Source organism: Domibacillus antri (assembly GCF_001936625.1).
Lineage (GTDB): Bacteria > Bacillota > Bacilli > Bacillales > Domibacillaceae > Domibacillus > Domibacillus antri.
Genome location: NZ_MSDU01000029.1, coordinates 1 through 26,225, shown reverse-complemented (window position 1 = coordinate 26,225; position 26,225 = coordinate 1). Strand labels below are relative to the sequence as shown.

36 protein-coding genes are annotated in these 26,225 nt (G+C 43.9%); 34 read left to right on the top strand and 2 right to left on the bottom strand.

What is annotated here, in order from left to right; genetic code table 11:
* Positions 1–121: 121 nt before the first annotated feature.
* On the top strand, positions 122–415 hold the full coding sequence (locus BTO30_RS12715) for a hypothetical protein (RefSeq protein ID WP_075399108.1): 294 nt from the start codon (positions 122–124) through the stop codon (positions 413–415).
* A gap of 32 nt (positions 416–447) precedes the next feature.
* Here the strand turns inward: BTO30_RS12715 and BTO30_RS12710 are convergent, their stop codons facing one another.
* On the bottom strand, positions 448–606 hold the full coding sequence (locus tag BTO30_RS12710) for an aspartyl-phosphate phosphatase Spo0E family protein (RefSeq protein WP_342743413.1): 159 nt from the start codon (positions 604–606) through the stop codon (positions 448–450).
* 187 nt (positions 607–793) lie between these two features.
* Here BTO30_RS12710 and BTO30_RS12705 point away from each other — a divergent pair, with 187 nt between their 5' ends.
* The 9 genes from BTO30_RS12705 (at position 794) to BTO30_RS12665 (ending at position 8,437) form a co-directional block, all read left to right on the top strand.
* Complete coding sequence (locus BTO30_RS12705) at positions 794–988, top strand: XtrA/YqaO family protein (RefSeq protein WP_075399106.1); 195 nt, start codon at positions 794–796, stop codon at positions 986–988.
* Between the two features lie 36 nt (positions 989–1,024).
* On the top strand, positions 1,025–1,924 hold the full coding sequence (locus BTO30_RS12700; RefSeq protein WP_075399105.1) for a hypothetical protein: 900 nt from the start codon (positions 1,025–1,027) through the stop codon (positions 1,922–1,924).
* Positions 1,925–2,090: 166 nt separating this feature from the next.
* On the top strand, positions 2,091–2,285 hold the full coding sequence (locus tag BTO30_RS12695; protein WP_075399104.1) for a hypothetical protein: 195 nt from the start codon (positions 2,091–2,093) through the stop codon (positions 2,283–2,285).
* Between the two features lie 17 nt (positions 2,286–2,302).
* Positions 2,303–2,749 carry an ArpU family phage packaging/lysis transcriptional regulator gene (locus BTO30_RS12690; RefSeq protein WP_075399103.1) on the top strand — a complete coding sequence of 149 codons (447 nt, stop codon included), beginning with the start codon at positions 2,303–2,305 and terminating at the stop codon, positions 2,747–2,749.
* A gap of 181 nt (positions 2,750–2,930) precedes the next feature.
* Positions 2,931–3,173 carry a hypothetical protein gene (locus BTO30_RS12685; protein WP_211272843.1) on the top strand — a complete coding sequence of 81 codons (243 nt, stop codon included), beginning with the start codon at positions 2,931–2,933 and terminating at the stop codon, positions 3,171–3,173.
* A 378-nt stretch (positions 3,174–3,551) separates the two neighbouring features.
* Positions 3,552–4,226: a hypothetical protein gene (locus BTO30_RS12680; RefSeq protein WP_075399101.1), complete on the top strand. Its 675-nt coding sequence runs from the start codon at positions 3,552–3,554 to the stop codon at positions 4,224–4,226.
* Entirely contained in the window at positions 4,219–5,994 is a 1,776-nt protein-coding gene (locus tag BTO30_RS12675; RefSeq protein WP_083632416.1) for a terminase large subunit, read from the top strand. The genes BTO30_RS12680 and BTO30_RS12675 overlap by 8 nt, the downstream gene beginning before the upstream one ends.
* A gap of 5 nt (positions 5,995–5,999) precedes the next feature.
* Positions 6,000–7,529: a phage portal protein gene (locus tag BTO30_RS12670; protein ID WP_075399100.1), complete on the top strand. Its 1,530-nt coding sequence runs from the start codon at positions 6,000–6,002 to the stop codon at positions 7,527–7,529.
* Positions 7,526–8,437 carry a phage minor head protein gene (locus BTO30_RS12665; RefSeq protein ID WP_075399099.1) on the top strand — a complete coding sequence of 304 codons (912 nt, stop codon included), beginning with the start codon at positions 7,526–7,528 and terminating at the stop codon, positions 8,435–8,437. The genes BTO30_RS12670 and BTO30_RS12665 overlap by 4 nt, the downstream gene beginning before the upstream one ends.
* 39 nt (positions 8,438–8,476) lie before the next feature.
* On the opposite strand, the gene BTO30_RS12660 is transcribed toward BTO30_RS12665, so the two are convergent.
* Complete coding sequence (locus tag BTO30_RS12660; RefSeq protein ID WP_075399098.1) at positions 8,477–8,995, bottom strand: YfiT family bacillithiol transferase; 519 nt, start codon at positions 8,993–8,995, stop codon at positions 8,477–8,479.
* Between the two features lie 151 nt (positions 8,996–9,146).
* Here BTO30_RS12660 and BTO30_RS12655 point away from each other — a divergent pair, with 151 nt between their 5' ends.
* From BTO30_RS12655 to BTO30_RS17885, 24 genes are all read left to right on the top strand, one after another.
* Positions 9,147–10,340, top strand: coding sequence for an XkdF-like putative serine protease domain-containing protein (locus BTO30_RS12655; protein WP_075399097.1), 1,194 nt, complete (start codon positions 9,147–9,149; stop codon positions 10,338–10,340).
* Between the two features lie 31 nt (positions 10,341–10,371).
* On the top strand, positions 10,372–11,319 hold the full coding sequence (locus tag BTO30_RS12650; RefSeq protein ID WP_075399096.1) for a phage major capsid protein: 948 nt from the start codon (positions 10,372–10,374) through the stop codon (positions 11,317–11,319).
* A 14-nt stretch (positions 11,320–11,333) separates the two neighbouring features.
* Positions 11,334–11,657 carry a hypothetical protein gene (locus tag BTO30_RS12645; RefSeq protein ID WP_075399095.1) on the top strand — a complete coding sequence of 108 codons (324 nt, stop codon included), beginning with the start codon at positions 11,334–11,336 and terminating at the stop codon, positions 11,655–11,657.
* Positions 11,658–11,663: 6 nt separating this feature from the next.
* Positions 11,664–11,894, top strand: coding sequence for a hypothetical protein (locus BTO30_RS12640; protein ID WP_075399094.1), 231 nt, complete (start codon positions 11,664–11,666; stop codon positions 11,892–11,894).
* Positions 11,895–11,901: 7 nt separating this feature from the next.
* Positions 11,902–12,282: a protein YqbG gene (gene yqbG, locus BTO30_RS12635; protein ID WP_075399093.1), complete on the top strand. Its 381-nt coding sequence runs from the start codon at positions 11,902–11,904 to the stop codon at positions 12,280–12,282.
* Positions 12,279–12,635 (top strand): DUF3599 family protein, encoded by a 357-nt coding sequence (locus BTO30_RS12630; protein ID WP_075399092.1) that lies wholly within the window; start codon positions 12,279–12,281, stop codon positions 12,633–12,635. The genes yqbG and BTO30_RS12630 overlap by 4 nt, the downstream gene beginning before the upstream one ends.
* Positions 12,636–12,637: 2 nt before the next feature.
* Entirely contained in the window at positions 12,638–13,147 is a 510-nt protein-coding gene (locus BTO30_RS12625; RefSeq protein ID WP_075399111.1) for an HK97 gp10 family phage protein, read from the top strand.
* Positions 13,148–13,585, top strand: coding sequence for a phage portal protein (locus tag BTO30_RS12620; RefSeq protein ID WP_075399091.1), 438 nt, complete (start codon positions 13,148–13,150; stop codon positions 13,583–13,585).
* A complete protein-coding gene (locus BTO30_RS12615; RefSeq protein WP_075399090.1) occupies positions 13,582–13,779 on the top strand; it encodes a YqzN/YkzM domain-containing protein in 198 nt (65 codons plus the stop codon). The genes BTO30_RS12620 and BTO30_RS12615 overlap by 4 nt, the downstream gene beginning before the upstream one ends.
* Positions 13,779–15,143, top strand: a complete 1,365-nt coding sequence (locus tag BTO30_RS12610; RefSeq protein ID WP_075399089.1) for a phage tail sheath family protein — start codon at positions 13,779–13,781, stop codon at positions 15,141–15,143. The genes BTO30_RS12615 and BTO30_RS12610 overlap by 1 nt, the downstream gene beginning before the upstream one ends.
* 31 nt (positions 15,144–15,174) lie before the next feature.
* Entirely contained in the window at positions 15,175–15,624 is a 450-nt protein-coding gene (locus BTO30_RS12605; RefSeq protein WP_075399088.1) for a phage tail tube protein, read from the top strand.
* A 59-nt stretch (positions 15,625–15,683) separates the two neighbouring features.
* Positions 15,684–16,166 carry a phage tail assembly chaperone gene (locus BTO30_RS12600; RefSeq protein WP_083632415.1) on the top strand — a complete coding sequence of 161 codons (483 nt, stop codon included), beginning with the start codon at positions 15,684–15,686 and terminating at the stop codon, positions 16,164–16,166.
* Positions 16,167–16,351: 185 nt separating this feature from the next.
* Positions 16,352–20,032, top strand: coding sequence for a phage tail tape measure protein (locus tag BTO30_RS12595; protein ID WP_075399087.1), 3,681 nt, complete (start codon positions 16,352–16,354; stop codon positions 20,030–20,032).
* Positions 20,025–20,717, top strand: coding sequence for a LysM peptidoglycan-binding domain-containing protein (locus tag BTO30_RS12590; protein ID WP_075399086.1), 693 nt, complete (start codon positions 20,025–20,027; stop codon positions 20,715–20,717). The genes BTO30_RS12595 and BTO30_RS12590 overlap by 8 nt, the downstream gene beginning before the upstream one ends.
* Entirely contained in the window at positions 20,714–22,144 is a 1,431-nt protein-coding gene (locus BTO30_RS12585) for a C40 family peptidase (protein ID WP_075399085.1), read from the top strand. The genes BTO30_RS12590 and BTO30_RS12585 overlap by 4 nt, the downstream gene beginning before the upstream one ends.
* Positions 22,145–22,156: 12 nt before the next feature.
* Positions 22,157–22,480, top strand: coding sequence for a DUF2577 family protein (locus BTO30_RS12580; RefSeq protein ID WP_075399084.1), 324 nt, complete (start codon positions 22,157–22,159; stop codon positions 22,478–22,480).
* An 11-nt stretch (positions 22,481–22,491) separates the two neighbouring features.
* On the top strand, positions 22,492–22,926 hold the full coding sequence (locus tag BTO30_RS12575; RefSeq protein ID WP_075399083.1) for a DUF2634 domain-containing protein: 435 nt from the start codon (positions 22,492–22,494) through the stop codon (positions 22,924–22,926).
* Positions 22,926–23,972 (top strand): baseplate J/gp47 family protein, encoded by a 1,047-nt coding sequence (locus BTO30_RS12570; protein ID WP_075399082.1) that lies wholly within the window; start codon positions 22,926–22,928, stop codon positions 23,970–23,972. Before BTO30_RS12575 ends, BTO30_RS12570 begins: the two co-directional genes overlap by 1 nt.
* Positions 23,965–24,510: a putative phage tail protein gene (locus tag BTO30_RS12565; RefSeq protein ID WP_083632414.1), complete on the top strand. Its 546-nt coding sequence runs from the start codon at positions 23,965–23,967 to the stop codon at positions 24,508–24,510. Before BTO30_RS12570 ends, BTO30_RS12565 begins: the two co-directional genes overlap by 8 nt.
* Before the next feature lies 1 nt (position 24,511).
* Positions 24,512–25,150 (top strand): hypothetical protein, encoded by a 639-nt coding sequence (locus BTO30_RS17495; RefSeq protein WP_075399081.1) that lies wholly within the window; start codon positions 24,512–24,514, stop codon positions 25,148–25,150.
* On the top strand, positions 25,151–25,459 hold the full coding sequence (locus BTO30_RS12555; RefSeq protein WP_075399080.1) for a hypothetical protein: 309 nt from the start codon (positions 25,151–25,153) through the stop codon (positions 25,457–25,459).
* Positions 25,459–25,776, top strand: a complete 318-nt coding sequence (locus tag BTO30_RS12550; RefSeq protein ID WP_075399079.1) for a hypothetical protein — start codon at positions 25,459–25,461, stop codon at positions 25,774–25,776. The genes BTO30_RS12555 and BTO30_RS12550 overlap by 1 nt, the downstream gene beginning before the upstream one ends.
* Before the next feature lie 14 nt (positions 25,777–25,790).
* The gene (locus tag BTO30_RS12545; RefSeq protein WP_075399078.1) at positions 25,791–25,994 is read left to right on the top strand and encodes a hypothetical protein; all 204 of its coding nucleotides are present in this window, start codon (positions 25,791–25,793) and stop codon (positions 25,992–25,994) included.
* 11 nt (positions 25,995–26,005) lie between these two features.
* On the top strand, positions 26,006–26,137 hold the full coding sequence (locus BTO30_RS17885; RefSeq protein ID WP_281248618.1) for a hypothetical protein: 132 nt from the start codon (positions 26,006–26,008) through the stop codon (positions 26,135–26,137).
* Positions 26,138–26,225 lie beyond the last annotated feature (88 nt).

Sequence of the window (26,225 nt, the reverse complement as noted above, 5' to 3'; positions counted from 1 at the left end):
AACGACTTAGATCGGCACTTACTAAGCTTGAAATCTACTATCTCAAATTGGGTCAAATCATCATAAAATAACGCGAGCGGCTGAAAAAGATTGAAACTGCCGCATTGGAGGATATTAAATAATGGCATACCGCGGAGCAGTAATTGAGCAGCAGTGGACGCCGGAAGAAGTGAAAGCCTATTGCGCAGAAAAGTTCGAAGCTATACGACCAGCGTATTTACGCGAAGCAGAGGAGCGATTAGGTAACAGGTTCTCATCACGTAAGCGCACGGACAATTCAAACGGGAATCTCAGCAAAGCACAGTATATGCGGTTTATGGAAAAAGGAATCGATGATGAGCACATTCTGGCCAGATATCAGGATCTAACGCCGGAACGTCTGGAAGCTGCTAAGAAACGATGGGGCTTCGCATGAAAAAACCGAAAGCCTCAGCTTCCGGTCATTGCTTATCTATGTCTAAGTTGAAATTCCATGATGAGCTTATCTAACTCCTCGCTGTAGCGCAATACTTCCTGGCTGCCAAGACCATTTTGCCGGCCAGCACGAATCATCAAGAATCGCAGGCTGTTAATGCGTTTCGTCAAGTCACAAGGAGCACCTTTCACTTGAATCGTGATATTCCTCCTATGTCTTATTTATCTAATATAGGTAAATTATAGATTGCTTATAGAAGATTTGGAAGGGTTTTTTGTCGAAAATTGTATGTTAATGACAAAAAAAGCCGAGGAAGCTCCCCAGCTCTTTAAAATATTTCTCGCACTCTTATTTTAACAGACTGGGGGCTTCTCTACCATGAAAGATATCACAATTGATCCTTCCACAATGAAGTTGGAATTGGATATAATGGAAATACCAAGTACATGCGTTTTGGTGATCTGTGACGGCAAAGCCAAACTGAGAGAGCTGCCTCCGCATGGTGAATATAAAATCGTCACACATCAGGGGAAAGTGAAGCGGATGAGACGGGAAGAGGGAGAGGAATTTTAATTAGTAGACTAAAAATCAAAACCAAGGAGATAAAAAATGACTAGTCAAGAAGTTTCTAAAGAACAAACTTCAACAGAAGAAGTGACAATTAATACTCATGAAGATATAAAACATTGCGGTATAATTATGCCAATTGCTCAGATGGGCGAGTATTCTTCCGACCATTGGAAGGAAGTAAAAAATATTCTTGTAGAAGCAACTCACCAGGTAAATGGATATAAGTTTCGAACTGAGATCGTAAGTAATTCAGACGGAGAAATAGATGTAATCCACAAGAGGATCATTCAAAACATATATAATGCAGATATTGTAATTTGTGATATAAGCGGGAAAAATCCGAATGTTCTTTTTGAATTAGGAATGAGATTAGCGTTTGATAAACCAACAATTATTATTAAAGATGATGCTACTGATTTTATGTTTGATACTGGAGTGATAGAGCATCTGTCTTACCCGAAAGACCTTAGATTTCAAAAGATAGTGGACTTTAAAAAAGAATTAGCACTAAGGATCAAAAGAACATATGAAAGATCAATACAAGACTCTTCTTTTTCAACCTTTCTTGGCAATTTTGGAGAATTTAAAGTGCCAAATTTAAAACAAACTCAAGTCTCAGACGTTGAACAAATAATATTGGAAGAACTTTCAAACATAAGAACAGAATTTTCACTAATAAAGCAAGAAATATCTACAAAAAGAGGAACACCTAAAAAGCTATATACTCTTTCAGCTCACAATCTTAAAGAAATAATTCATAGTTATGTAGATACAAACCCCTTTAATAATAAAAATGCATTTGGAACACCAAAAGATTTAGCAACTGATAAACATTTTGTTACTTATCTACGCCAGAAAGGTATAGACCCAGAAAGTATTCCTGAAGAAGCATTATTAACTATTATTGAGGACGTACAACAAAATGCTTTGCCTTTCTAAATAAAAATAAAAGACTTAGAAAAGTTCTCTCAGCCATCTGAAGGACACTGAACAGACACGAAAATTCGTGTGCTGTTTGGTGTCCTTTTTTGTTGTTTCAACGGCACCCGTCATTGCAACTAGTCTACAATTTTACCCCTATCTTTGCAACCGAGGAGCGATGAGGATGAAATCGATGAAAGAGCAGCTGGTCATATGGTGCAAGGTGAACAATGTGCCCAGGCCGGTGAAGCCAAAGAAAAGGCCGAAGAAGAAACAGCCCGTCAGACAGCCGGAGAAGCTCACTGAGCGGGATTTGCGGGACTTAATGGGCACGAATAGGCAAATACTCAAGCGCGGCAAGGGCGGCGCATTTAGATAGAATAAGGAGGCTTTCCAATGACTCATCAAATATCTTTTTTACCGGAAATCGACAGAAAAGAGACACAAAAGAAAGTTGAAGAGGTGCTGGAAAGCGTCCGTATTTACAAGCAGATCGGATTTGTTAGACGCGAAATGAAAACAACCCCAGCATACACACCTCGTTACCATGGCCAAACATACGATGTCGGCAGCCCAGCAGAAGATACAGCATTATGGAATGTAGAGCATGAGCAAGAAATTGAGAACCTTGAGATGAATGTTGATCGTGCGATGAATCGGCTATCGCGAATCGAACGGGAAGTCATTCAAAAACGGTATCTTGAGGACGAAAGTGCATATGACTATACGGTTCACGATGAATTAGGAATGAGCAGCCGGACTTATAGCAGAGTGAAAGCAAGAGCGTTCTACAAGCTGGCCTTCATGCTGCGGCTCGAAGTGGTGAAAGGAGAAGCAAATTAGTGGCGAACTTTTGGCGTGATTTTGGCGGAATAATGGCACTCATTTTGCTATCGGAGGTGTTAGTATGGTAATACGAAAATATATTAAGTGAGGCATTCGCTAATGCAAGCGGATGTTTTTCTTTTGCAGGAAATTATCTCCTTTTGTCGAATTACGTAATTAAGAGAGGAGATGGATCGAAGTGAAACCAGTATTTTTACACCTACATTCCCCGAGCGATCACGATTGGGTAAATAAATATTACGAATTTCAAAGGATTCCCCAGCAAGGTGAATACGTATCTGTAGAGGTAGATGCAGAATGGTACGAAATAGAGCTGGTTGTCCATACACCGTCTTCTGATCAAATGAGCGCCGAAGTTTATGCTGTTAAAGTTGATCACCTAGAAGTCTCAAAAAGAAAGTTAAATATCTCTAGAGAGTAGGGGTTTTGTGGAAATTTGTAAATATTGCAATTCAAGAATGATGCAACAGGATACAGACCCTCTTCCAGGAGGGTATTGTACATTGTTTGTTTGCAGGGAAAGTAATTGTAAGGCTGTTTTTGAAAAATGGTATGATAAGCGGCAAAAAAGAACCCCCGAAAGAGACCGGTGGTTTAATCCAGTTACAGGTGAATTTGAAGAATAATTAATTGCTTTTTAAGCACCGATTGTAGGTGCTTTTTTTATTGCTGTAACGTTAAAAAACTGTAACGAAACAGCTGCTAAAAAAATTACTTCATTTAATAGCCTGATGGTCGTATCGCTTGTAACGCTAAAACTTAGCGTTACAGCCGTTACAAAAGGGAGGTGTAACGTTACATGGCACGGCAATCAAAAATCGAAAAATTTGGCTGCGAAGAGATTGTCTTGAATGGCATCCGCTCTGATCCGCCGAAGTCCACGAGGGAGATTGCAAAGGAATGCTCTGAATGGGCAGGCGAAACCATTTCTCATACCGCAGTAGCTCGCTTTGTAGAATCCATGAACCAGATAGAGCAGAAGAAAGAAGTCGTGAAGCAAGATCAGCGGCGGGTGCTAAAACATGTCAATCAGGAATTCGACATTATTCAAATGCAGTACCGTACCACAGAGCGTCTGTTAAACCGCTTCGAGCTGCTGGATGACCTGCCGGAGTATTTCAAAGATCAAATAGATGAGCTCATAAACAAAATCGCCACCATCCATGAGGACGACGGTGTGGTGCCGCTCGAATATTTAGAAGGATGGCAGGAAGCATTTGAAAAAGAAATGAAGCGGAAAGTGCTTGAAATTGCGACTCTTAACAGGGAGCTGAGGGAAAACAGCAAATTTCTTGCGGACATGAGAGGGAAGGCTTTTGAATTTAGTTTAATTCAAGAGTACCTCTCTATTTTTATGGACATTTTTAAAGATGCTTCCCCGGAAGCATATACGGTGGCGGTCCGGAAAATAGCCGCTAACCCTCGAATGCAAAAGATTGTTGAGCAGCAAGAACTGCTAAGGGGTGATGGCTAATGTGTTAGCGCAAATTCATAAACAACTCTTAGCGGATGCGCATATATCCGCTCCAAAAGAAGAAAATAAATGGAATGACTTGACGTACATCCGCTTGGCAGAAGAGCACGAGCGGAGATTGGCCATATTAGAGCCAGCAAGTGTGAAAGAATTAAAGCTCACACTGAATGATTTTGAGCGTTTTTGTAATAAGTGCTTAAAGATCAAAACCAAGAGCGGGGAATTACTACCGTTCTTGCTTAATGAGGCGCAGAGACAGTTTGCAGACATCGTCCTGAAAGGATTGATAGACGGCAAGCCTGTACGTGTCATCATTTTGAAAGCCCGCCAGATGGGCTTCTCAACCGTGACAGAGGCAATCATTTATTATCTGTCGTCCCTGCAGGAAGCGAAAAATGCTTTCATTGTTGCGCAGGACTCATCCGCTTCTGAAAACCTGTATGATATGTTCCGGCTCTACTATGAGAATATACCGGACAATATCAAGCCAATGCGTAAGCGGAACAATGCGCGCCGCTTAACATTTGAAAATCCTACTATCAAAGAGGACGAACGGAAAAAGAATCCCGGGCTGAAGTCAAAAATTACAGTGGCATCCGCTGAAAATAAAGTCCTGGCCCGTTCTGAGACGATTCATTACCTGCATGCCTCTGAGTATGCGTTCTGGCCAGCCAGTAAAAAGAAGAAGCATTCCACTTCCCTCTTTGCTGCTCTCTCGAAAGAGCCAGGCACAATCGGCATTATAGAGAGCACCGCAAACGGCATGGAAGACTTTAAACAGATGTGGGATGCAGCTGAAAAAGGCGAGAATGAATATACACCGCTCTTCTTCCCTTGGTTTGCGATGCCGACTTACCGTATGCCGGTACCAGATGATTTTGAACTGACCGCGGAAGAAGAGGAACTGAAAAATCTGTACGGGGTGGATAATGAGCAGCTACAGTGGCGCCGCTATACCATTCGAAATGATTTTAACGGCGACGTTCGGCAGTTTCGTCAGGAATATCCGTCAATACCTGAAGAAGCCTTTTTGTTATCTGGTGAAGGAGTATTTGATAACGAAGAAATTCAAAGAAAAATGAACCGGATCAAGAAAAAGCCAGATCATTATGATATCGACATACCAAAGAAGCGGGTTTCCGATAACAAAAACGGAAAGCTGCTTATTTTCCGTCTTCCAGAAAAGGACAAGCGGTACGTGATCGGTGCGGATACCTCGAAAGGGACATCTAAAAAAGGAGATTATCAAGCCGCTTATGTACTTGAATGGAGAACCGGCGAAATGTGCGCTGTTCTTCATGGACACTGGGACACGGACCAATACGGAAAGCGTCTGGACATATTAGGCCACTTTTACAATACGGCTTTGTTGGCGGTAGAGGACAATAATACGGGCCATTCGGTGCTCAATACCTTAGAAAACACTTGCCAGTATCCGCTTATGTACATACACAAGCAGGATTATGGATGGCATACCGATAAGGCATCTCGTCCGATTATGATGAGCGACTTCAAAGAAGCTATACGGGATGAGTTGTATGCCGTTTACGATGTAGAGCTATTTAAAGAGTGCTTGACGCTCATCGACAATAACGGCAAGGAAGAAGCAGATACAGGCTGCCACGATGATCGCATTATGGCGTATGCGATCGCCCTGCAGGTCCGCCAAGTGGCTGCAAGGTACTTTGAATGGTACGACAAGCGGTATGGAGGCAAAGAGGAAAGCGGACGGCCTAGCCGCAAAAGACCGAGTCGAGAAAGGAGGTAACGAACATGGCAAGTCAGATGAAAGCCCGTGTGATCAAAGCGGAAAATGTTTCTTTCACAACGAAACAGATTTACGATGATCCGTTTACCTATGATGGCGAGATTATTCCGCCACCATATAATTTAGTTGAATTGAAACTGATTGGAGAGTATTCAACCATTCTTCAACAATGCGTAGAAGCTTACCGCGTCAATATTTTAGGATTCGGTATGGTCCCGAACTATCGATTTGACTACAATGCGAAAGATACACCGGACGAGCGGAAGCAAAAGGCTGATGCTGAATGGACGAGACTTGAAGAATTTTATCGGTATCTTAACTATGATGAAGAAGCGGAAACCATTTTGGGCTATGCCTTAGAGGACCGCGAAAAAACAGGTAACGGATACGTAGAAATACTACGGGATGGCTTGAAAAGACCGGCGGGCATGGAATACGTAGACGCTCAATACATGCGTGTCTGCAAGAGGACTGTCGATGAAGAGGTCGAATACACCATTACTGAAAATGGACAACCGAAGAAAATTAAACGGTGGCGAAAGTTCCGTAAATTCGTTCAGATGATTAACGGCAAGAAAGTCTATTTCAAAGAGTATGGAGATCCGCGGCCAATGAATCTTACCAATGGGAAATTTGATGAGAACACGCCAGTTCATTTACTGGCCTCTGAAATTATTCATTTTAAGATAGGGAGCGGAACATACGGCATTCCACGCTGGATAGGGCATATCGTTCACCAATACGGTGCCAGGAAAGCTGAGGAGCTTAATTACCTGTATTTTAAGCAGGGCAGGCACACGCCGGCAGCCATTACAATATCAAATGGTATGCTTACAGAAGAGTCATATACTGAGCTGCAGGAATACATGAATGATATTCAAGGTGTCGAAAATTCCCATAAGTTTCTGATTCTTGAGGCGCAAGGTATCACTCAAGAAGGAATTAAACCAGGGGATGAATCCACTACGCCGGTTAAAGTTGAGATCAAATCTTTAGCTGAGATCCTGCAGCAAGATGCGCTTTTTCTTGAATACGATACAAAAAGCCGTGACAAAATGCGCTCTGCCTTTCGATTGCCGCCAATCTATACCGGCGAATCTAAGGATTATAACAAGGCAACTGCAGACACGGCCCGTAAAATTACAGAAGAGCAGGTATTTGAACCGGAACGACAAGCCATTACTGGAAAACTGAACACTCTTTTCCTTCCAGACTTGGAGATTTACCACGTCGAGGCTGCTTTGAAAGGACCGAATTTTGGTGATTCGATTGAAACAGCTAAAGCGTTAGCGCCGATTATTAGCGCAGGAGGGGCTGCTCCTAACGATTTAAGGGATTTACTAGGGGAAATGTTAGGGAAAGACCTTGAAGCCCTGCCAGACGAGTACAACGTGCCGTTTCCTGTTGTTTTAAATAACCTGCAACAGCAATCAAATCCATTCATGACCTTTGCGAAATCAAAGGACATATCAAATAGTGAGTTAATCAACATCATGAAAGATCTACGCGACGTGATTGAGGAAATGAAATCATGAGCAAAGCGGAAAATCTGTTGCGTAGTCTGAATGCGTTTATTGCCAAAGCGGAAGAGGACGAGGAAGAAAAGTTAACTGACATCGTTCCCGACTTCCCTGGTCTTGATAAGGTACCGGTCTATGTCGAGGATTATGAAAAGAAAGTGGCCAAGCTTTTGCGCAAACAGCGGAAGCTTTTTCTTGATGGTGTGAAAACATATGTCGGGAAAGACATAACGCTTGAAGGTTTGCTGATTTACTTGACCAGTAATCTATTTGCCGCTGATGAATTTGCAGAAGAGATGGAAGAAGAAACGTCGGAATTTCTACAGCTAACTGTATCTGAACTGGCTACTGAGCTGATGGAGTCGATTGATAAAGACGTGCCGTTTGAGGTTCTATCTAATCCAAGCCTTACCTGGATAGAAGAATGGTCCGCGCAGTTAGGAAAACTGATGAAGCTGTATGCACATGAAGCACTTGAAAAAGAGATAAAAAAAGTGATTAAAGAAGGTGGATCCATTCAAGACGCTGAGCTTGCCATAAAGGACTTGCCGCAGTTTGACAGGAAACGCGCACGTACAACCGCTATTACGGAAATACTGACTGCTTCTTCTGTTGCACAAGCGGAGTCTTACCGCCAGAGTCCAGCCGTTGAAAAGAAGCGATGGCGGCACTCTGGCGGGAAGAAGAACAATCCACGTAAAGAGCATCAAGACTTGGACGGGGAAGAGATACCGGTTAACGAGAAATTCGATGTAAACGGTCATGAAGCGGACCATCCACGTGATACCGCTTTGCCAGCAAGTGAAAGAGTGAATTGTCACTGTACCATGTCACCGGTTGTCAGTAAATCAATTCTCGGACTGAGCAAGGAAGAGAAAGAGGAGTTGCGGCGGCAGGCGTTGGACGAAATGAACGCTAATTAAAAAAAGTAAGATGACACTTTAATGCCATCTTACTTTGGCTTACCAGCCCATTCGTTCTCTCAAGCTAGTGATATGAGCGATATGGTGATTACCATGCCACGCATAAGTGGCAATAAGTTTTTCCAAAGAAACTATACCGTTCTCGGGATGAAACACGGTTTTTTTTAGGTCTTCTTTGTTAAGGGATTCTAAAAGTGTAACCATTCGTTTATGTACAGATGACAACAAGGTAATTGAAACATCGATTGGTAGTCTGCTGTCAGGTAGGTTTACCCAAGCTACTTCATTGAACGTTTTAATAGTCGGTTGTACTTCCGTTAACCCAAGCTTAAATCTGGTAATCCCATTGAGGTGAGCATCCGCTAGATGATGAACGACCTGACGCACTGTCCATCCATTAGGGCGATAAGGAGTATCTAGTTGTTCTTCTGTTAATTCACTTACAGCTTCTTCTAATTTAAGGGGCGCTTGTGCAATTTCGTGAATCCATTGTTTAATGTTTTCTTCCGTTATATTTTCGGTAACTTGGAGTTGACCGATAGGAAAACGCAAATCCATTTCTTTCCCTCCCTATTTTGATAGTTGACAAATTTATTATATCAGCAATTCAATTTATTGTATCTTTACAAATACAAATTTTAAAAAGGTGGTAGGAGTATGAATTACGTCAGAAAAAGAATTGATTTAACTGAGGGGAGGTGAATAATAAATGCCAAGAGAATTATTAAACGCAACGATTACACATGTTTCATACGTTGATAAGGCAGCCAATCAAAAGCAATTTTTCTTTACAAAGTCAGCTAATCAATCGGTACCCACATTTCAAAAAGAAGTAAAGGTCTTTATCAATAAAGAGGAAGCGGCACAGCAGCTTGTATATGGCCTTGTATACGAACCGGATGTTGAAGATGCTCACGGCGATTATATGACCGCTGAAGAGATCGAGAAAGCCGCTCACGGCTTCATGAAAGATGCCCGGAACATCGATAAGCAACATGACTTTAATGCAGGTGTCGGGGAAGTGGTGGAGTCTTATATCGCACCAGCTGACTTCACAATTGGTGAGGAAACAATTACAAAGGGATCATGGGTAATGGTCACAAAAGCATCTGATGAAATATGGGAAGAGATTCAGAAGGGGAATATCACGGGTTATTCTATGGCTGGTACCGCTGAAACAATTGAAAAGCAAGAATCAAAGCCTGTTGCTCCTTCAAATAACGAGGAAGCCGGGCTTTTTAATTTGCTAAAAAACTTTTTTACTGGCGGCGAGAAGATTCAAAAAGGCGAGGTTGCGGATAAATATAATCGTGATCGTCGTCGTCGAGAATTTTGGGCCGCTCAAGACGCACTCAATTCAGTGATCTTTAACTGGAATGATTGGTACAGCGAAGAAATGGAGACTGATCCGGATAAAATCCGTGAAGCGCTTCAGGATTTTGTTGATATAGCGCAATCTGTCCTGTTAGAAGAAAATATTGTAAAAGCTATTGGCAAGCCGCCAGAAACCATTGAAAAAGCGGGAAAGAAAATTTCTGCCGCTCGCATGAATAAAATAAACGCTGCTTTTGATGCTCTATCTGAATTGAAAGCAGAAGTTGAAGAGGAGGAAGAAGAAGTGAAAGCAGAAGATATCTCAAAAATGCTTGATGAAAAGCTGACGCCGATCACAAAGCGTCTGGATGAAATCGAAAAAGAAGAAGGTACAGGTTCAGAACCAGCGGGTGAAGAAGCAATCATGAAGCAGTTTTCAGACATGCTTGATGAAAAGCTTGAACCGCTTAATCAACGTTTGGACACTGTTGAAAAAGCCCGTGGTATTTCGAAACAGTCTGCCGATGATGCGCAGCCAGCTGGGATTCAAAAATCAGATGGTCCGGCTTACATGCGTCATTTCGGTTAATCAATTTACTTGAAGAAGGGAAGAAAAACAAATGCAGAATCAACAAATTTTAACTAAAGAAGCAGCAGTGGCCACAATCAAAAAGAACCTTGATATTCCAATGGCTGTCAGTGACGCAGAAGCGTTTCTTGTCGATACAATCAATACTGCTACAACATTGCCGAAGCTACAGCCGATTTACCGTGATGTAGCCGCAGGTAACCTTGATGCTCTTTCTGTTGGTCGCCGTAAATTGCGCCAGGCTGGAAAAGAAGACACTCCAACTGGAACAGGATCTATTGCTAATCGTCAGATTCCATACGCTGTACGCAAGGTGAAATGGGATGAGTGGTTGCAAAACGACGATGTATTTTATGCGCTTGAAGGACGTGGCGATAATGTAGAAGCGAAAACCATTGCCATGATTCAACAGCAATTTGGTGTGGATTTGCAAGACCTTATCTTTAACGGAGATACAGCTGCAACAATCACAGTTGGAACAACAACAAGTCCGGATCCATTCTTGTCCATCGTGGATGGTTTCATTAAAAAGATGAAAACATCTACTCATAAAACTGATCTTGCTGCAGCCGAGCCAACGATTTTGGATTTTGTGAATCATATTCAATTGCTTCCTGAAAAGTACAAAAGCTTTTCTGATATCGCCTGGTTCATCACGCAAAAAACAAATGACAAGCTTGTCGCTTTGGTGGCAAACCGTCAAACGGGATTTGGCGATGCTGTACTGCAGGAAGGGAAAATCACTCGATTGGCTGGCTATCCAGTAGAGGTTGTCGCTGAAATGCAAAGCGGATTTGCTGCATTAACTCCACGCAGCAACTTGAAACCTGTATTTACTCGTAACCTCCGCTACATCCGTACAGCAGATGGCGCAACAGCTGCGGCAAAAGATGCAACATACCATGTTCTTTACGCTTACCTTGACGCAGTTGTACGCGAGGTAGACGGTGTTGCATGGATGTCTGGCGATAAACTATAAGGAGGGAGTTTCAATTGCCAAAAATTCAATATAAACATAAAACAGGCGCACTTCACGTTGGGGGAGGGCGTTTTTTCTATGCCAATGAACCGGTTGAAGTGACATCGGAAGAAGCAGCAGAGTTGATCGAAACATACGAGGACCTGGAAGAAGTTGAAACTGTGCAGGAAGAAGAAAATTCACAAGATGTCCTTCACACAAAAACATCTTTGAAGAAACTCAATGCTGATCAGCAAAAAGACGTTATCACTTCACTAGGCGGGGATCCGGAAGCAACCGGAAATGAGGAAGAGCGGATTGCGCTTATCCTTTCTCTGCAAGAAGAAGCGGGAGAGTGATGATAAATGCAAAAAATCCCTAAAGATATCGGGCACGGCGGTGCACACGTTAATACACAATTAGGACCTTTGCTGTCCTCTTTGGTAGACGATATAAATTCATTAAAAAATCAGGTAGATGATTTGCAAACGAAATACAACCAGCACATCGTGGATGGAAAACACCAGGTAGCCACTGTTGCCGATGCTACTGCGCCGCAGTCTACTATCTCTTCTACAATTACCACGACTAAATAAGGGGTGAATGTATGTGATCACACCTGCTGAATTAAAGGCATACACGGTTTTTCCTAAAGTAAAAAACCGGACAGATGCACTGTTGGAACAGGATATCTTAGAAGCGGTAGCGGAAATTCATGAAATAGCTGGTCATGACTTTACCGCACCCGCTTATTCTCCGGTACCAGAAAAGGTTAAGCTGGCCACCAAGAAGCTGGCGCAATATTACGCCTTATTAAATATGGATGAATCCCTTATGAAAGGGCTGAAAAGTGAAAAGATCGGTGATTATTCGTATACGGCCGCTGAAGTGAGCGGATCCGCAAAACCTGACATTCGATCATTGTTAAAGCCTTTTGTCCAAGTCAAACAAGGGACTGTCAGAATGAGGATGCGAGCAATATGAGTTATGAAAACTTATTAGTCCACCGATGTGACGTTTATCGCTTGGAAGCACCGGTTCCTTCTACTGGTGCATTTGGGGTTCCAGTAGACCAAATAGCAAGGGCTCCTGTATACGACGCTGTACCTGTTGCATCGGGCGTCCCTTGCTATTTTACTGAAAGGTCACAATCAGTTGTCCAAGGAGAACCGAATCAGACGATTTTTCAAAGTTATCTCGTTCATTTCCTCGCAGAAGCAGATATTCGAATTAATGACAAGGTTGTGTGGGATAACACCTCATTTATTCTGCAAAAGCCAAGGCTTATTAGGGACCATCACAAGGAAGTCACAGCCATTCGGAGTGATAACTTATGAGTGTGAAAATTAATGGACTAAAGAAGTTCCTCAAAGAAGTAGAAAAGGCAGCCGATGGAGGGTTTAAAAAAGACCTGGCATTATGGCTTGAAGGATCCGGAATGGAGTTTCTTGCGATTATACAGGATGAAATCATTCGGACTGGAACTGTTGATACTCGTCGTCTTCTTAATTCATTTCAGCGAGGCGATAGTGACAGCGCATGGAGCCTGAAAAGCGGTAGCCTTACTCTTGAAGTAGGAACGAACCTGACCTACGCCTCTTTAGCAAACGATGGTCACACAACCGTTGATTTGTCATCCGGTAAAGACCGCCGCTGGGTACCTGGTCGCTGGAAAGGTGATCGTTTCGAGTACGATCCAAACGAGCGGGAAAGCGGTATGCTGCTGAAAGTAAAATGGGTGGACGGATCCGGCTACTGGGATAATGCTGTTGCCATTTTCGAAAAGATGTTTGATAAAAGCCTTGAGCGCCGTCTGCAAGGATGGATGGACTCTTTAGGGGGTGCTTGATTGAATCAAGAAGTTGGTTCGATTATGGCGAGTTTTCATTCGGTTTTTCCGGTAAAAGTTTATGATGAGAAAATGCCAGAGGATTTTGTGGTACCTTCCATGTATTTTCCGCCGCCATTTTCGTTTGATGGACCCGATACTGTCTCAACATTTATGAAGACCTTCAGCTTGTCAGTAAAACTATTTCACCAAAGTTCACATCAAGCTTCGGATGAAGCGGAGCGAATAGCGGATACGATACGAGCAAAGCGCCATCTCGTACCGCTCCTTAACGCCGACGGCACCGCGACAACAGAATTTATCCGTATTAACCGCATTGATACGCGAGTAACTGGGGAAGTAGCTACAATCATTGTGACGTGGGATAGCCGCTATTACTACGAGCGAGAAACATTCAAACCGCTCACTAACATCACAATTATAAGTGGGGTGAAATGATGACAACGAAAGCAAAAGCAGAAGAAAAAGAGCCGGCATTCCCTTTGTACCAACTGCGTGAACACACTTATGAATTATTCGGTGTAAAGCCGGAAGTATTTGACGGTGTGTTTGCGAAAGCAGAAGAAGCAGAAGTCACAAAAACAGAAGCAGAACGCCGGATTAAGGCATTTTTAAAGAAGGAGGTTAAATAATGAACAGCGGAACATTTACTGAAGGTGTAGCAAAAGAAAGAGCCGGTATTTACTTCCGGTTTAAATCAGCGGCACAAAGCCGTTTAGCAGCAGGGACTCTAGGGCGTGTTGCTCTCCCGCTTTCTTTATCATGGGGACAGGCAAAATCCTTTCTTGAAATTGAATCCGAAGAAGATTTCAAGGCAAAACTTGGCGTGGATTTAGAGGATCCTTCTGTTTTGTTGATTCGGGAAGCGAAAAAAGAAAGCCAAATAGTTCTTGTGTACCGCTTGAATACAGGGACAGCCGCTACTGGAACGGTTGCACCTGCTGGCACTAACACAACCGCAGTAACAGCAACAGCCTTGCATGGCGGTTTGGTAGGAAATACGATCCGGATTGTTGTCCAAGTGAATGTTTTAGATGCTGCCAAATGGGACGTGTCCACTTATTTAGGTACAGAATTGAAGGACAGACAGACTGTCGCAACAGCGGCAGAATTAAAAGCGAATGAATGGGTGACTTTTGCAGGAACAGCCGCATTAGCTGCTAATGCAGGAGTCACATTGACTGGCGGGGCAGATGGAACAGTCACAAATCTGGACTACACAGATTTCATGACCGCTGCTGAAAGTGAATTCTTCCATACCATCGGACTTCCTGTGGAAACAGCCGATGACCTGAAAGTGACGTTTGTGTCTTTCATCAAACGCCTTCGGGAAGAGCAGGGCAGAAAAGTCCGCGGTGTTTTGGCGAACCATGCAAGTGATTATGAAGGGATCACAAACGTTACGAATGGTGCTGTATTGGCGACAGGACAGACTTTGACACCTGCCCAGACTGTGGCATGGGTGGCAGGCGCAAGCGCGAAAGCAAGCATGTTCCAGTCCCTCACGTTTGTTCAGTATGAAGAGGCTGTTGATGTATCGCCACGCTATGACAATGACGAAACCATTTTCCGTTTGAAAAATGGAGAATTTATGTTGACATTCGATGCAGAAAGCAAAACGGTATCAGTCGAAAAAGACATTAACTCATTGGTCACGCTCACAGCTGAAAAAGACAGTCGTTTCCAGAAAAATAAAATCATCCGTATCTTGGATGGCATTCAGAACGACTTGAAAAGTGAAATCACAGCGCTGATTAAGGAAAAGAAAGCGGCAGGGCAGGATATTCCAGCTAACGGTGATGGGATGCAGATCATCCGCACGGCTGTCACATTGTATTTAACAACGTTGCTTGAAGGTGGAGCTTTAACAAACTACGATCCTTCAACAGATATTCAGATTGCATTGAACACAGATGAAGATGGATTCTACATCAACATCGGCGCTCAGCCGGTGGATGCCGCTGAAAAATTCTATTTCGGCGTGGAAGTACGTTAATAAAACATTTTAATTGGAGGTGCAATAACTAATGACAAAGGCATTCCGTTCTGGAAATACAATTAGCGGAAAAGAAGGACGTCTTTTCTTAGACGGTGAAGAAATGGCTTACGTTAAATCATTCAATGCCAACTTTAACAAAAACAAAGTGACAGTGGATGTTCTTGGCCGTCGGATGCAAGGACATAAAACCGTCGGAGGAAGCGGCGACGGCACACTGGTTGTCTACAAAGTCACATCGAAATTCGTCAAATTGGCGGCTGATTACATCAACAAAGGAATTGACCAATACTTCACGTTTCAAGAAGTACTGGATGACAAATCATCTGGCCGCGGCACAGAGCGCGTGACGATTTACGATGTAAACTTTGACAGCATCCCTGTCGCCGCTCTTAATGCAGAAGGAGCGGTATTGGAAGAAGAATTGCCTTTCACTTGGGAAGGAATCGACTTACCGGAAGAATTGGCAGCAGGCTTCTAAGCCTGCTCTTCCCCTTTTTGGGGTTAAAAAATCATTCAATTAACAGGAGGAACCTTAAAATGGCAGAAGTAAAACAAACAGTAGAAGCAACAGAAACGAAAGCAGTAACATCGAAAACACGTGATATGAGCTTTTTCATCGGGGGCAAAGCGGCGCCGGTAACAGAAGAAGAAGTTATTGTATCACGACGTTTCAAGGATAATGAAGGGAAGGTCATCCCGTTTGTCATGAAGCCTATTCCGACAGAACGTATTGAACAATTAGAGAACGAATGTTACAAGCCGAAGTATGAAGGATCTAAAAAAGTCGGGGAAGAGTTTGACCGTGCCCGTTGGATCGCCCGCATGTCGCTTGAATCAACGATTTATCCAGACTTCCGTGATAAAGAATTGTTAAAAGCTCATGGGGTAGTTGATCCAGTGGACGCCGTAAAAAAAGTGTTGTCTGTCGGCGGGGAATATGCAGAATTTATGAGAGCGGGGCAGCGTATTAACGGCTACTTTGACACATTTGAAGACTTAGTGATTGATGCAAAAAACTAATTTTGAGCGGCGATCGTGATGCGGTCTACGCTCATTTTTTAATTCATGTGAGAGATTGGAAGCCGCGGGATCTGAAAGACCTGTGGGATATGCCTGAAGGACTGAAGGCGTTTATCTATGGTTCTATTGAAAAGTACCTCGAATACGATGCACCGAAGCCAAAACCGCAATAGGGGGGTGAGGACTTGGCAACATTAACCGCTACCTTTGATCTTAAGGATAATATTTCTCGTAAATTAAAAGGGATTTCCCAAGGATTAGACAATGTACAAACCATTACAGAATCAACGAATAAAGCAATCGGCAAACTGGATCAAGCCCAAGCCTGCCCGACTCTTTCGGTGATTGATGGAGCTTCCAGAAAAATCAAAACCATCCGTGGAGAGCTAGGGGTTTTGGGTGAAGTCAAGGCAAAGCCGACCGTGGCGGTAGATGACCAGGCATCAGAAAAGATGGATGCTATTCAGAAAAAAGCAGATGGCATAAACGGCACGACAGCCAATGCCAAAATAACAGTCGATGATCAAGCTACTTCTCAAATTGAGGCCATTGAAGCCCGTTTGCAAGGACTTCAGACAACAGCCTTAACCATTACGGCAGGTGGAGTCCTTGCTGGCCGCGCATCGATGGCAGTTGGCAGCTCGACACTTGAAACCAATGCTAGAACAGCCGCTACCACAGGTATGTCTGCCGGTGAAGTAAATGGCATGGTCAATGACATTTTTTATGGAAGTAAGGCGGGAAATTCCCGTGAAGAAGTGGCCATGTCGGTTCAAAACTTTGCACAGCAAACGGATCTTAGTGGCGGGGCATTGAGAAACGCCGCTTTAAATTCAAATCAAATTGCTCAATTGTACCAAAAAGATGTGCCAGAAGTAGACCGTGCATTAGGCAGCATGATTAAAAATTTCAATGTTGATTCTGCCCGTGCTGGTGATAACTTAGCGTATGTTTTCAAAAACGCAGGGGACCAGTACGACGATTTGCTCGACACATTTAATGAGTATTCTTCCACTTTCGCTGATATGCAAATGGCACCGGAGCAGGTATCGGCTGCGTTTGTGGCCGGAACAAAAGGCGGAGCTCGAAATTTTGACGACATGGCCGATAGTATGCGGGAATTCAACATTCGCCGGAACGAAATGACAGACGATCAAGTAGCTGCATTTAAAAAGGTGCTTGGTGCAGAAGAAGCGAAAAAAATGTTCAAGGGCTTTGAAGATGGTTCCTACACAGGCGAAGAAGCTATGTTTAGACTGTCTAAGGGATTATCAGAAATTGAGAACGAAAGCCAACGAGCGGCGATTGCAACAACCCTGATCGGTACAAAATATGAGGATTTAAAACAGCCGATCCTTGACATGGCCGGAGCTATGAATGATCCGATTAATGCAACAGGTGAGCTAAACAAGCAGTCTGATACCCTGAAAGATGCCAACCCGATGACGCCGATTAACGATGCCGGACGGGAATTGAAGAGGACTATCAGCGAAGTAGGCGTAGGGATCTTAACAAGCCTGGTCCCTGCTGCTGAAAAACTGAACACATGGCTTTCTTCTTCAGAAGGAAAAGCCGCTATTGAAGATATGACCACTTCTATTTCCGACTTTGCTGGTTTTTTCAGTGACAAATTAGTGCCAGCTATTCAATTCGGTGTCGATCACTTTAACATACTTGGTCCGGCCATCGGCATTGGAACAGTAGCAATTGGCGCTTTAGGTTTGGGCGCTTTAGTCGTTATCCCTACTCTTAAAAAATTAGGAGAAGCACTGGACTATGTAAAAGGCTTCGGAAAAGGCGGAAAGGGCAGCGGCACCAAAGGGCTTGATGATGTAACAGACAGCATGAGCCGGATGGATCGAAAAGCAAAAGATGGTGCCAAATCAGCCGGTTCCTTATCAACCAAATTAAAAGATCTGTTCAAGATCAAAGCGCCGAAGGACAACCCTATTTTCGGCACTGGCGGAGGAAAAACCACCAAAGGCGGAAAAGGCGGCAAAATGCTCGGCACACTCGGTAAAGGGCTCGGAAAAGCTGTTTTGCCATTAGGTCTTGCGATAGGCGCATATGATATCGCCACATCAGCCGCAGGAACAGAACGAAATCAAGCCATAGGCGGCACAGTTGGAGGCCTGGGTGGAGCGGCAGCAGGAGCGGCAGCTGGTTCACTTCTCGGACCGCTTGGCACATTGGCAGGCGGCGCACTCGGTTACTTCGGGGGCGATAAGATCGGCAGCTGGATAGGCGGCATGTTCGGCGGCGGAGAAAAGAAAGAAGCTGCTTCTGGACAATCCGGACAATCGGGTTCCGTGACTGCAGGTGTCGAAAAAGAGTTAAAAGCCTTATCCAAAAAAGGAAGCACATATGGAAAAGCCTTTGCCACGAATTTTTCTAATGGATTGAATGGGGCAACAGTTTCAGTCGTCACATGGCTGTCAGCGAAAGTCTATGCGCCAATGGGCAACGCCGCTACGAGTGCTAATCATTTCGGTTACGCCTTTTCATACGGTTTTGTACAAGGCATGAATACTTCTCCAATCAATGTGACTGAATGGCTTACTGAAAAGGTGTATGCGCCAATGGGCAATGCAGCCACAAGTGCGAACCATTATGGCTATGCCTTCGCTTATGGATTTATGAGCGGCTTGAATGCATCGCCATTGAACATGACTTCTTGGATCAGCACGAATATTTATCAGCCACTCAATTCAGCGGCAGCTGGATCACGGCCATATGGATCTGCTCTTGTGTACAACTTTAAAGAAGGCATCAAGGCGATTCCGGTCGGCATGAGTATTTGGCTGAGAAACCATGTAGAAACACCGACAAGAGCATTCGTTCCGAAAGCTTATGATTGGGGTTCTGGCATGATTGGCTATTTCGTCACCGGAATGAACAGCCAAGGAAGCAGTATCACAGAAGCAGCGAAAGATCTGGCAAACAGAGTTGATTCCGCATTCCGACAAGAATTAGGAATTGCGTCGCCTGCAAAGAGAATGATAGAGAACGGTTACTGGTCAGCTATGGGGGTTGTCAAGGGGTTCAGCGGTGTGGATGTATCAAACATCGCCAAAAGCAAAGCAGATGAATTAATGACGGCATTCAGCGGCAATTTTGGCGGCGGCGGGGCAGGCATGGCGCAACAAGCCATCATGCAGGCCTTGATGATGTTAGGCAAGCCGATGAGTTTGTTGAACCCATTAATGAGTATAGCAAAGCATGAATCTGGCTTTAATCCAAAAGCGGTTAATGATTGGGACATCAACGCTCAGCGTGGAGATCCTTCGGTTGGATTATTCCAAATTATAGGATCAACTATGAGGAGATGGCAGTACCCTGGAATGGGAGACAGGACCAACCCGCTTCATTCTGCACTTGCTGCTATCCGATACATGGATGGCCGGTATGGCGGCGTAATGAATCATCCTGGTATCAAGTCCATGACGAAAGGTGGAGGATATAAGCCATACGAAAAAGGCGGCGTCATCACACATGATCATATTGCCCGTGTAGGGGAGAAAAACAAGAAAGAGGTTATTATCCCTCTCGAACAGCACCGAAACCGCGCTTTGGGCTTGCTCGAGTATGCTCAAAATGCTTTAGGTGTATCACGGGCACCGGCAGCAGCAGCAAGCGCACCGGTCATATTGCCGGAACAGCAAGTAAACAATGTCCAGTCTGCCATGAGCAGAAGCGTACAGGCCTTAACAGGCGGCATACGTGATGTGATTGTACAAATCATGGGCGCAAGCCATTATCACAACGATATGGATGCAGAAAAAGTCGGCGTGATTGCCGTTCAAGCCGTGGAAAAGAAAATCGAAGAAGAATACAATGCGATGGGAGGCCTGGCAGTCGATGGCTAAAAAAAGCATTTATCAGTTTTGGTTGTCACAGGGCAAAGAAAAAATACGCCTGCCGATCCTGCCTTCATCTATTGATTTCAGCAGTCCCTCCAATAATGAAAAGATTTATCTGCCGAACCTTGGCGAAGCAACCGTTTTGCAGAAAACAGGGGCGAAAACATTCTCGTTTTCGTCCTATTTTCCGTATTACGCAAACATACCGCTAGTGGATATGCCGGAATCAGAAGTATTAAAGCCGTGGGAATACATTAGTACGATTGAACGTTGGAGGAACAGCGGGCTTCCGTGCCGCTTTATCGTAACGGGTACACAGATTAATTCACCTGTATCTATTGAGGAATTTCCCCATGATGAAGCCGGAGGGGCAATCAGAGATCTGAATTATTCGCTCACATTGCACACGTATATTTTTGTCAAAAACAGAAAAATTGACACAAAGAAGCCGGCAAAACCGAAAATAACAAGCTCCAGCCGGCCCGATCCAAAGGCAGCCACAAAGCCGAAAACCTACAAGGTGAAAAAAGGCGATGAGCTATGGAATATTGCCAAAGACATTTACAAGGACAGCTCACAGTGGAAAAAAATCTGGAATGCCAACAAAGATATGCTCATCAAACGCGATAAGCGGAACATCCGGCAGCCGGGACGCTGGATCTATCCTGGCCAGGTGCTGACAATCCCATGATGGAATTATTTTTGATGAAATCAGGCTATATGTTGGAGATTCCTGCACAAACCATCACATGGAGCGGCCAGCGGTTCCAGGCTGCCAGAAAGATCGAAGCGACGATTTTCAAAGACAAGTCGGGCTATCATGATCCGCCGCAAATCACAGAAGGCGATACCGTTTTATTCAAATGGCGGGGCGCTGAATTGTTTCGGGGCATTGTGATGGATCGGGGGCAGAACAAAAGCGGCCTAATGACCATTACAGCTTTTGATCTACTGCAATACCTGCTTCTGAATAAAGAAGTCTATGGAGCTTCATTTGCAGGAAAACGCTTGGATCAAGTCGCCACAAGGATCTGCAAAGACTTTGGGATTCCGCATGTCACCTTTCCGAATACCGTTCATAAAATCAAGACACTTCTGGTGGATCAAGAAACCGCCCTGTACGACATTTTACTTCGGGGCATGGTACAAACCCACAAAGCCACGAAAAAACGATTTCACATATATGCACGGCTTGGTAAAGTGCATTTGCATGAATTGAAGAAGGACGACATTCAGTGGATATTGGAATTCGGGCATAACATGACAGACTTTACCTACAATACATCCATTCAAGAAACCGCTACAAAGGTGAAAATGGTATCGGGTGAAGGAAACAAGCCGGTCACTGTTACGGTGAAGGATCCAGTCGGTCAAAAAAAATTCGGGATCCTGCAATATTACGAAAAAGTGTCTGAAACTTTGAATAAGGCGAAATTGACCGAACGGGCAAACAAGGTATTAGCAGAAAAGAAAGGGGTCAAACGGACATTAGACGTTGAAGCTGTTGGGATCGAATCGGTCACAAGCAATCTTGCAATCTACGTTAAAATTCCAGAAATCAATATGATCCGCACTTTCTTTGTTGATACTGATACGCACACTTTCGTCGGAAACAAGCACACGATGAGCTTAAAATTGATCGAAACCAATGAATATCCGGACATAGAAGAGCCAGCGGCTGCCACTTCTTCTACGTCGGTTGCCACATCAACACCGGTAAGCGGAAAAGCGGAAGAAGTAGTAAGTTTAGCAAAATCTTATATCGGCGATCTCAAATATCATTACGGCGGAAAAAACATTGCAGGCGGATCCGGTGACTGTTCCGGCTTTACAAAGTTTATTTACAACAAAGTCGGCGTGAATATCGGGGATGGCACTGCTACTCAAGTGAAAAAAGGGCGGCAAATTGCCACATCAGATGCTCAAGCAGGCGATTTAGTCTTTTTCAAAGGCACAATTAAAGAACGTGGACCGAATGGCATCAGCCATGTCGGAATCGTCACTCGGGCAGGCTATTGTGTCAGCCTTGCCAATAGCGGATGTAAGGAACACGGCTATTTACTATCGACAAATTCTCATTGGGGAAAACATTTCGCTCATATTCGAAGGGTGCTGTAAAGGAGGGATAAGATGCTTCGGGAAATTTTATTAGCGGCACAAACCAATAATGAAGCCAACAGACCTGTACGCTTGATCCCTGCCGATGTGGTCACTCCTGCACCCGATTTGAAAATCCGATTGTGGAATGATGACAAGCAGATTTATAAATCAGAGCATTTTATTATTCCAGAATCGCTCACTAAGCATACAAAGCAAGTGACGATTGACGGAGTGGTTAGCAGCTGTACCTTTAACGACGAATTGCAGGCAGGAGACGAATTGATGGTGGTGTCCCTGCAAGGGTTGGATTCAACCAAATTTTTTATTTTAGATCGTGTCATTCAATGGGAATAGGAGGGATTTAGATGGCATTGACACCGGAAATCGACATTGAAGAAGTGGATAGCGACGAAGAATTATCCTTAGAAGCCGTTCGGCTGTCACAAAAAACATATAGGTTTGATTTTGAAACGGGCCGGCTTACATCGGAACTGATCACTGGGCTTGAAGCTGTACGTCAGTTTGTAATGCTGTCCCTTCGCATTCCCCGTTATGCTCATGCCATTTACTCAGCCGATACCGGAAATGAATTACAAGAAATGCTTTCGGATCCGGACACAACGCCGGAATACAAAATGATGGAGATTGAGCGGCTTGTGACCGAAGCGATTATTTATGATGATCGGATCAATCGGGTGCATAGCTTTGAAATCCGACACATTGATGATACCTTTCATACGTCTTTTATTGTGGACACAGCCGCAGGCGTATTGGGCTTTGAGGAGGTGCTATCAGCATAATGTTTGAACAATTTACCTATGAAGCCTTGCTTGAAGAAATGCTTCTGGACACCGGAGATGACTTCGATACAACGGAAACATCCCCTATTTATGCGTCTTATGCCAAAACAGCGACACAAGCTGCAAGTGCATACCGCTCATTAGAACGGGTGCTTGAGCTGGTCTTTATGGCAACAAGTGAAGGCGATTATTTGAAAATGAGAACGGCCGAAATGGATGTAATAGCAGAAGTGGCCACGCCTGCGATTCGGTCTGGTACGTTCAATTTGCCGCCGCCGCTTGATAGCCGCTTTTTTGTTGATGATGTGTATTTTACCGTTATTCAGTCGGATCCTCCTTTATTGGAATGTGAAACTGCCGGAATCATCGGCAATAAAATCCCATCCGGTGCCGCTCTCCTACCGCTTGAAACCATCACAGGATTGGAAACAGCCACTTTGGGCGATGTTGTCATTGCAGGTGAGGAAGCGGAAACAGATGATAATCTGAAATTAAGGTATGAGGAACGTGTGACGGATCCCGCTGCCAGTGGAAATGCCGCTCATTACAGACAATGGGCTCGGGAAGTCAGTGGCGTTGGGGCGGTCAAAGTATTCCCGAATTGGGATGGACCAGATACCGTGAAAGTTGTCATTGTTGATGGGGATTTTCAGCCTGCTTCCACTTTATTAGTGGAAAATGTGCAGAATTATATAGATCCAGTGCCAGGGGCGGGGCAAGGGACAGCGCCTGCCGGTGCATTTGTAACAGCGGAAAGTGCCATTTCCGTCAGCGTCAATGTAGATGCGACTATCGTGATTACGGCCGCAACAACAGTGGACACGGTGAAAGCCGCTTTTTCAAGGGCTTTGACTGAATATATGAAGAAGCTGACGTTCCAAGAAGGCGTAGAGCCGGTCATCCGTTTAAGGCAGGTTGGATCCCTGCTGCTTGATATAGCAGGCGTAGTCGATTATTCCGGCTTAAAAATCAATGGGTTAGAGGATAACCTAATCTTGAAAGATACAGAAGCGCCAGTCGTTGGGGTGGTGAATTTCGTTGTTTAGTGAAGAAAAAATGCTCAATCATCTTCCAGAAGTTTTTAGGGATTCTCCCGATTTTAAGGAAATGTGCCGTGTGGAAGGCAAGATATGGGACCGGTTGGAACAGCATATTGCAGACGTTTTGAATAATGCTTTTATTGATCGGGCAACGTGGGGGCTTGCCAAAATGGAAGATGAGTTTAGGATCCCCGTGGATTTAAAGAAATCGCTCGTTCAACGGCGTGGTGTGATAAAAGCGAAAAAACGTGGATGGGGAAAATTAAGCGACACGCTTATTAAAAGTATCGTCGAATCCTTTCAGAATGGCACCGTGGATGTTCAGCCGATTAAAGGGCAATCGAAATTTCTCATCACCTTTAAGGATGTGATCGGAACGCCGCCAAGCATTGAGGACATTGAAGAAGCGGTCAGAAAAGTCATCCCATCCCATCGGGTTATCCAATACCAATACAGATACTTAATCATCGAAGAAGTGGAAGCCATGACGCTTTCTCAACTGAATGCCACGCCTTTAAATAAATTCACGCCGGGGGGTGCTTAATTTGCCGACATACACAGAAAGATTTAATTTACTCAAGAAAGACCCAGCTACAGAAGGCGGGGATTTATTTAGTTTAAAAGATCAGCTTAATGACAACTTGGACAAGCTGGATGGTGCAGCTAAAAAGACGGAGCTTGATGAAGAGCTGGCAACAAGACAAGTCGAAAATATTGGTCACGGGGTGAGCACGGGGTTAAACGTACTTGCCTCTGCAACACCGGATTTGAATGCTCACGTCCAGCCCGGCGTCATTTACATGCCGGACGGCAAGCGATACAAGTTTAGTACAGCCAAGCCGTTTACGGTACCGGCCGCAGACGCAACCAATCCCCGACAGGATATTATTTATGTATCATCAGCCGGAGCAATCGAATATTTAGCGGGAACAGCAGCGGCAACACCTGCAGAACCTGCTTTACCTTCCGGTGCAATGCCGTTGTATGCAGTTAATGTACCGGCTGGAGCAACGGCGATTGATCAGTCTATGCTTATCGATAAGCGAGGGGCGCTAAAAAAGACGCTTGCGACACATTTGTCCGATACTGTGTCGCACGTAACACAAGTCGATAAGGACAAATGGAATGCGGCTTCTCCGAAGTCGAACGATTTAGAAATTCTCTATTGGATGGGGGCGATTTAATTGACGGTAACACCAAAACAACTAGCAGGGTGGAATGGGGTTCCTGCAACTGAAACAACCATTTATACTGTTCCAGCCAGCACGACAACTATCATTAAAAATATTGTTATGTCTAATATAAACACAGCAGACCAGACAATTACAATTAAAGTAAATGCCATCCCTATAATTTATCAATATACAGTCAAGTCAAAAGATACAGTAGTGATTGATTTATCAACTGTAGCGACTGCTGGTTCAACATTTACGGCGCAAGCAGGAGCAGCTACATCAATTGCTCTCATTATTTCAGGCGTGGAGGTGTCCTAATGGGAATACAACGCTTACAGCCTGATAGTGGCGGTACGGATTTTCTAAAATCAACATTTAGTAGTGAAATAACTACTACGTCTCACTATTCCAATCCTATTGTAAATATTACAGGTAAAGGTATTCTAATAGGAATTCGTATTACAGCAACTGGTAATGATTTCTCTATACAAGTCGATAACGGATTAATATTTAATGTACCAGGTGTCACACCATCAATACCTATTAATTTGTTTCTGCCTTTCAAAGAAAGTTTAACAGTATATGCAGCCAGTAACGCACCGGGAACAACCGCTGTTGATAAAATCTTATTCTAAAGGGGTGATGTTATATGAGTCCAAATATATTAAAAGAATATATTGAAGGAGATTTTCAAGTAACCGAATATACAAGGGATGGTCAAAGCGTATCTCATACAGTCAAAGTTCCTGTTCAAGTACAAATACCAGCAGGGGAAACTATTCCAGTACCACCAACATTTGAGCAGCGATTAGCTTCAACAGAAGAAGCTATAACAGCATTACTAGGATTATAGGAGGGATAATCATGTATAACTTTATTATGATCCAATGGGTATTAGGACGATATACAGAAGAACAAGTAAAAAATGCCGTAACGAAGGCTTATATTAATCAAGAGCAATGCGATACGATTATAAATACTCCAAAGGCGATTTAAGGTCGCTATAGGACCAAAATGCGTAGTAATGTTGTCGCTATTTGTAGAACGATTCCTGTAGGATTTCAACTCCTTTTGCCGAATTGCA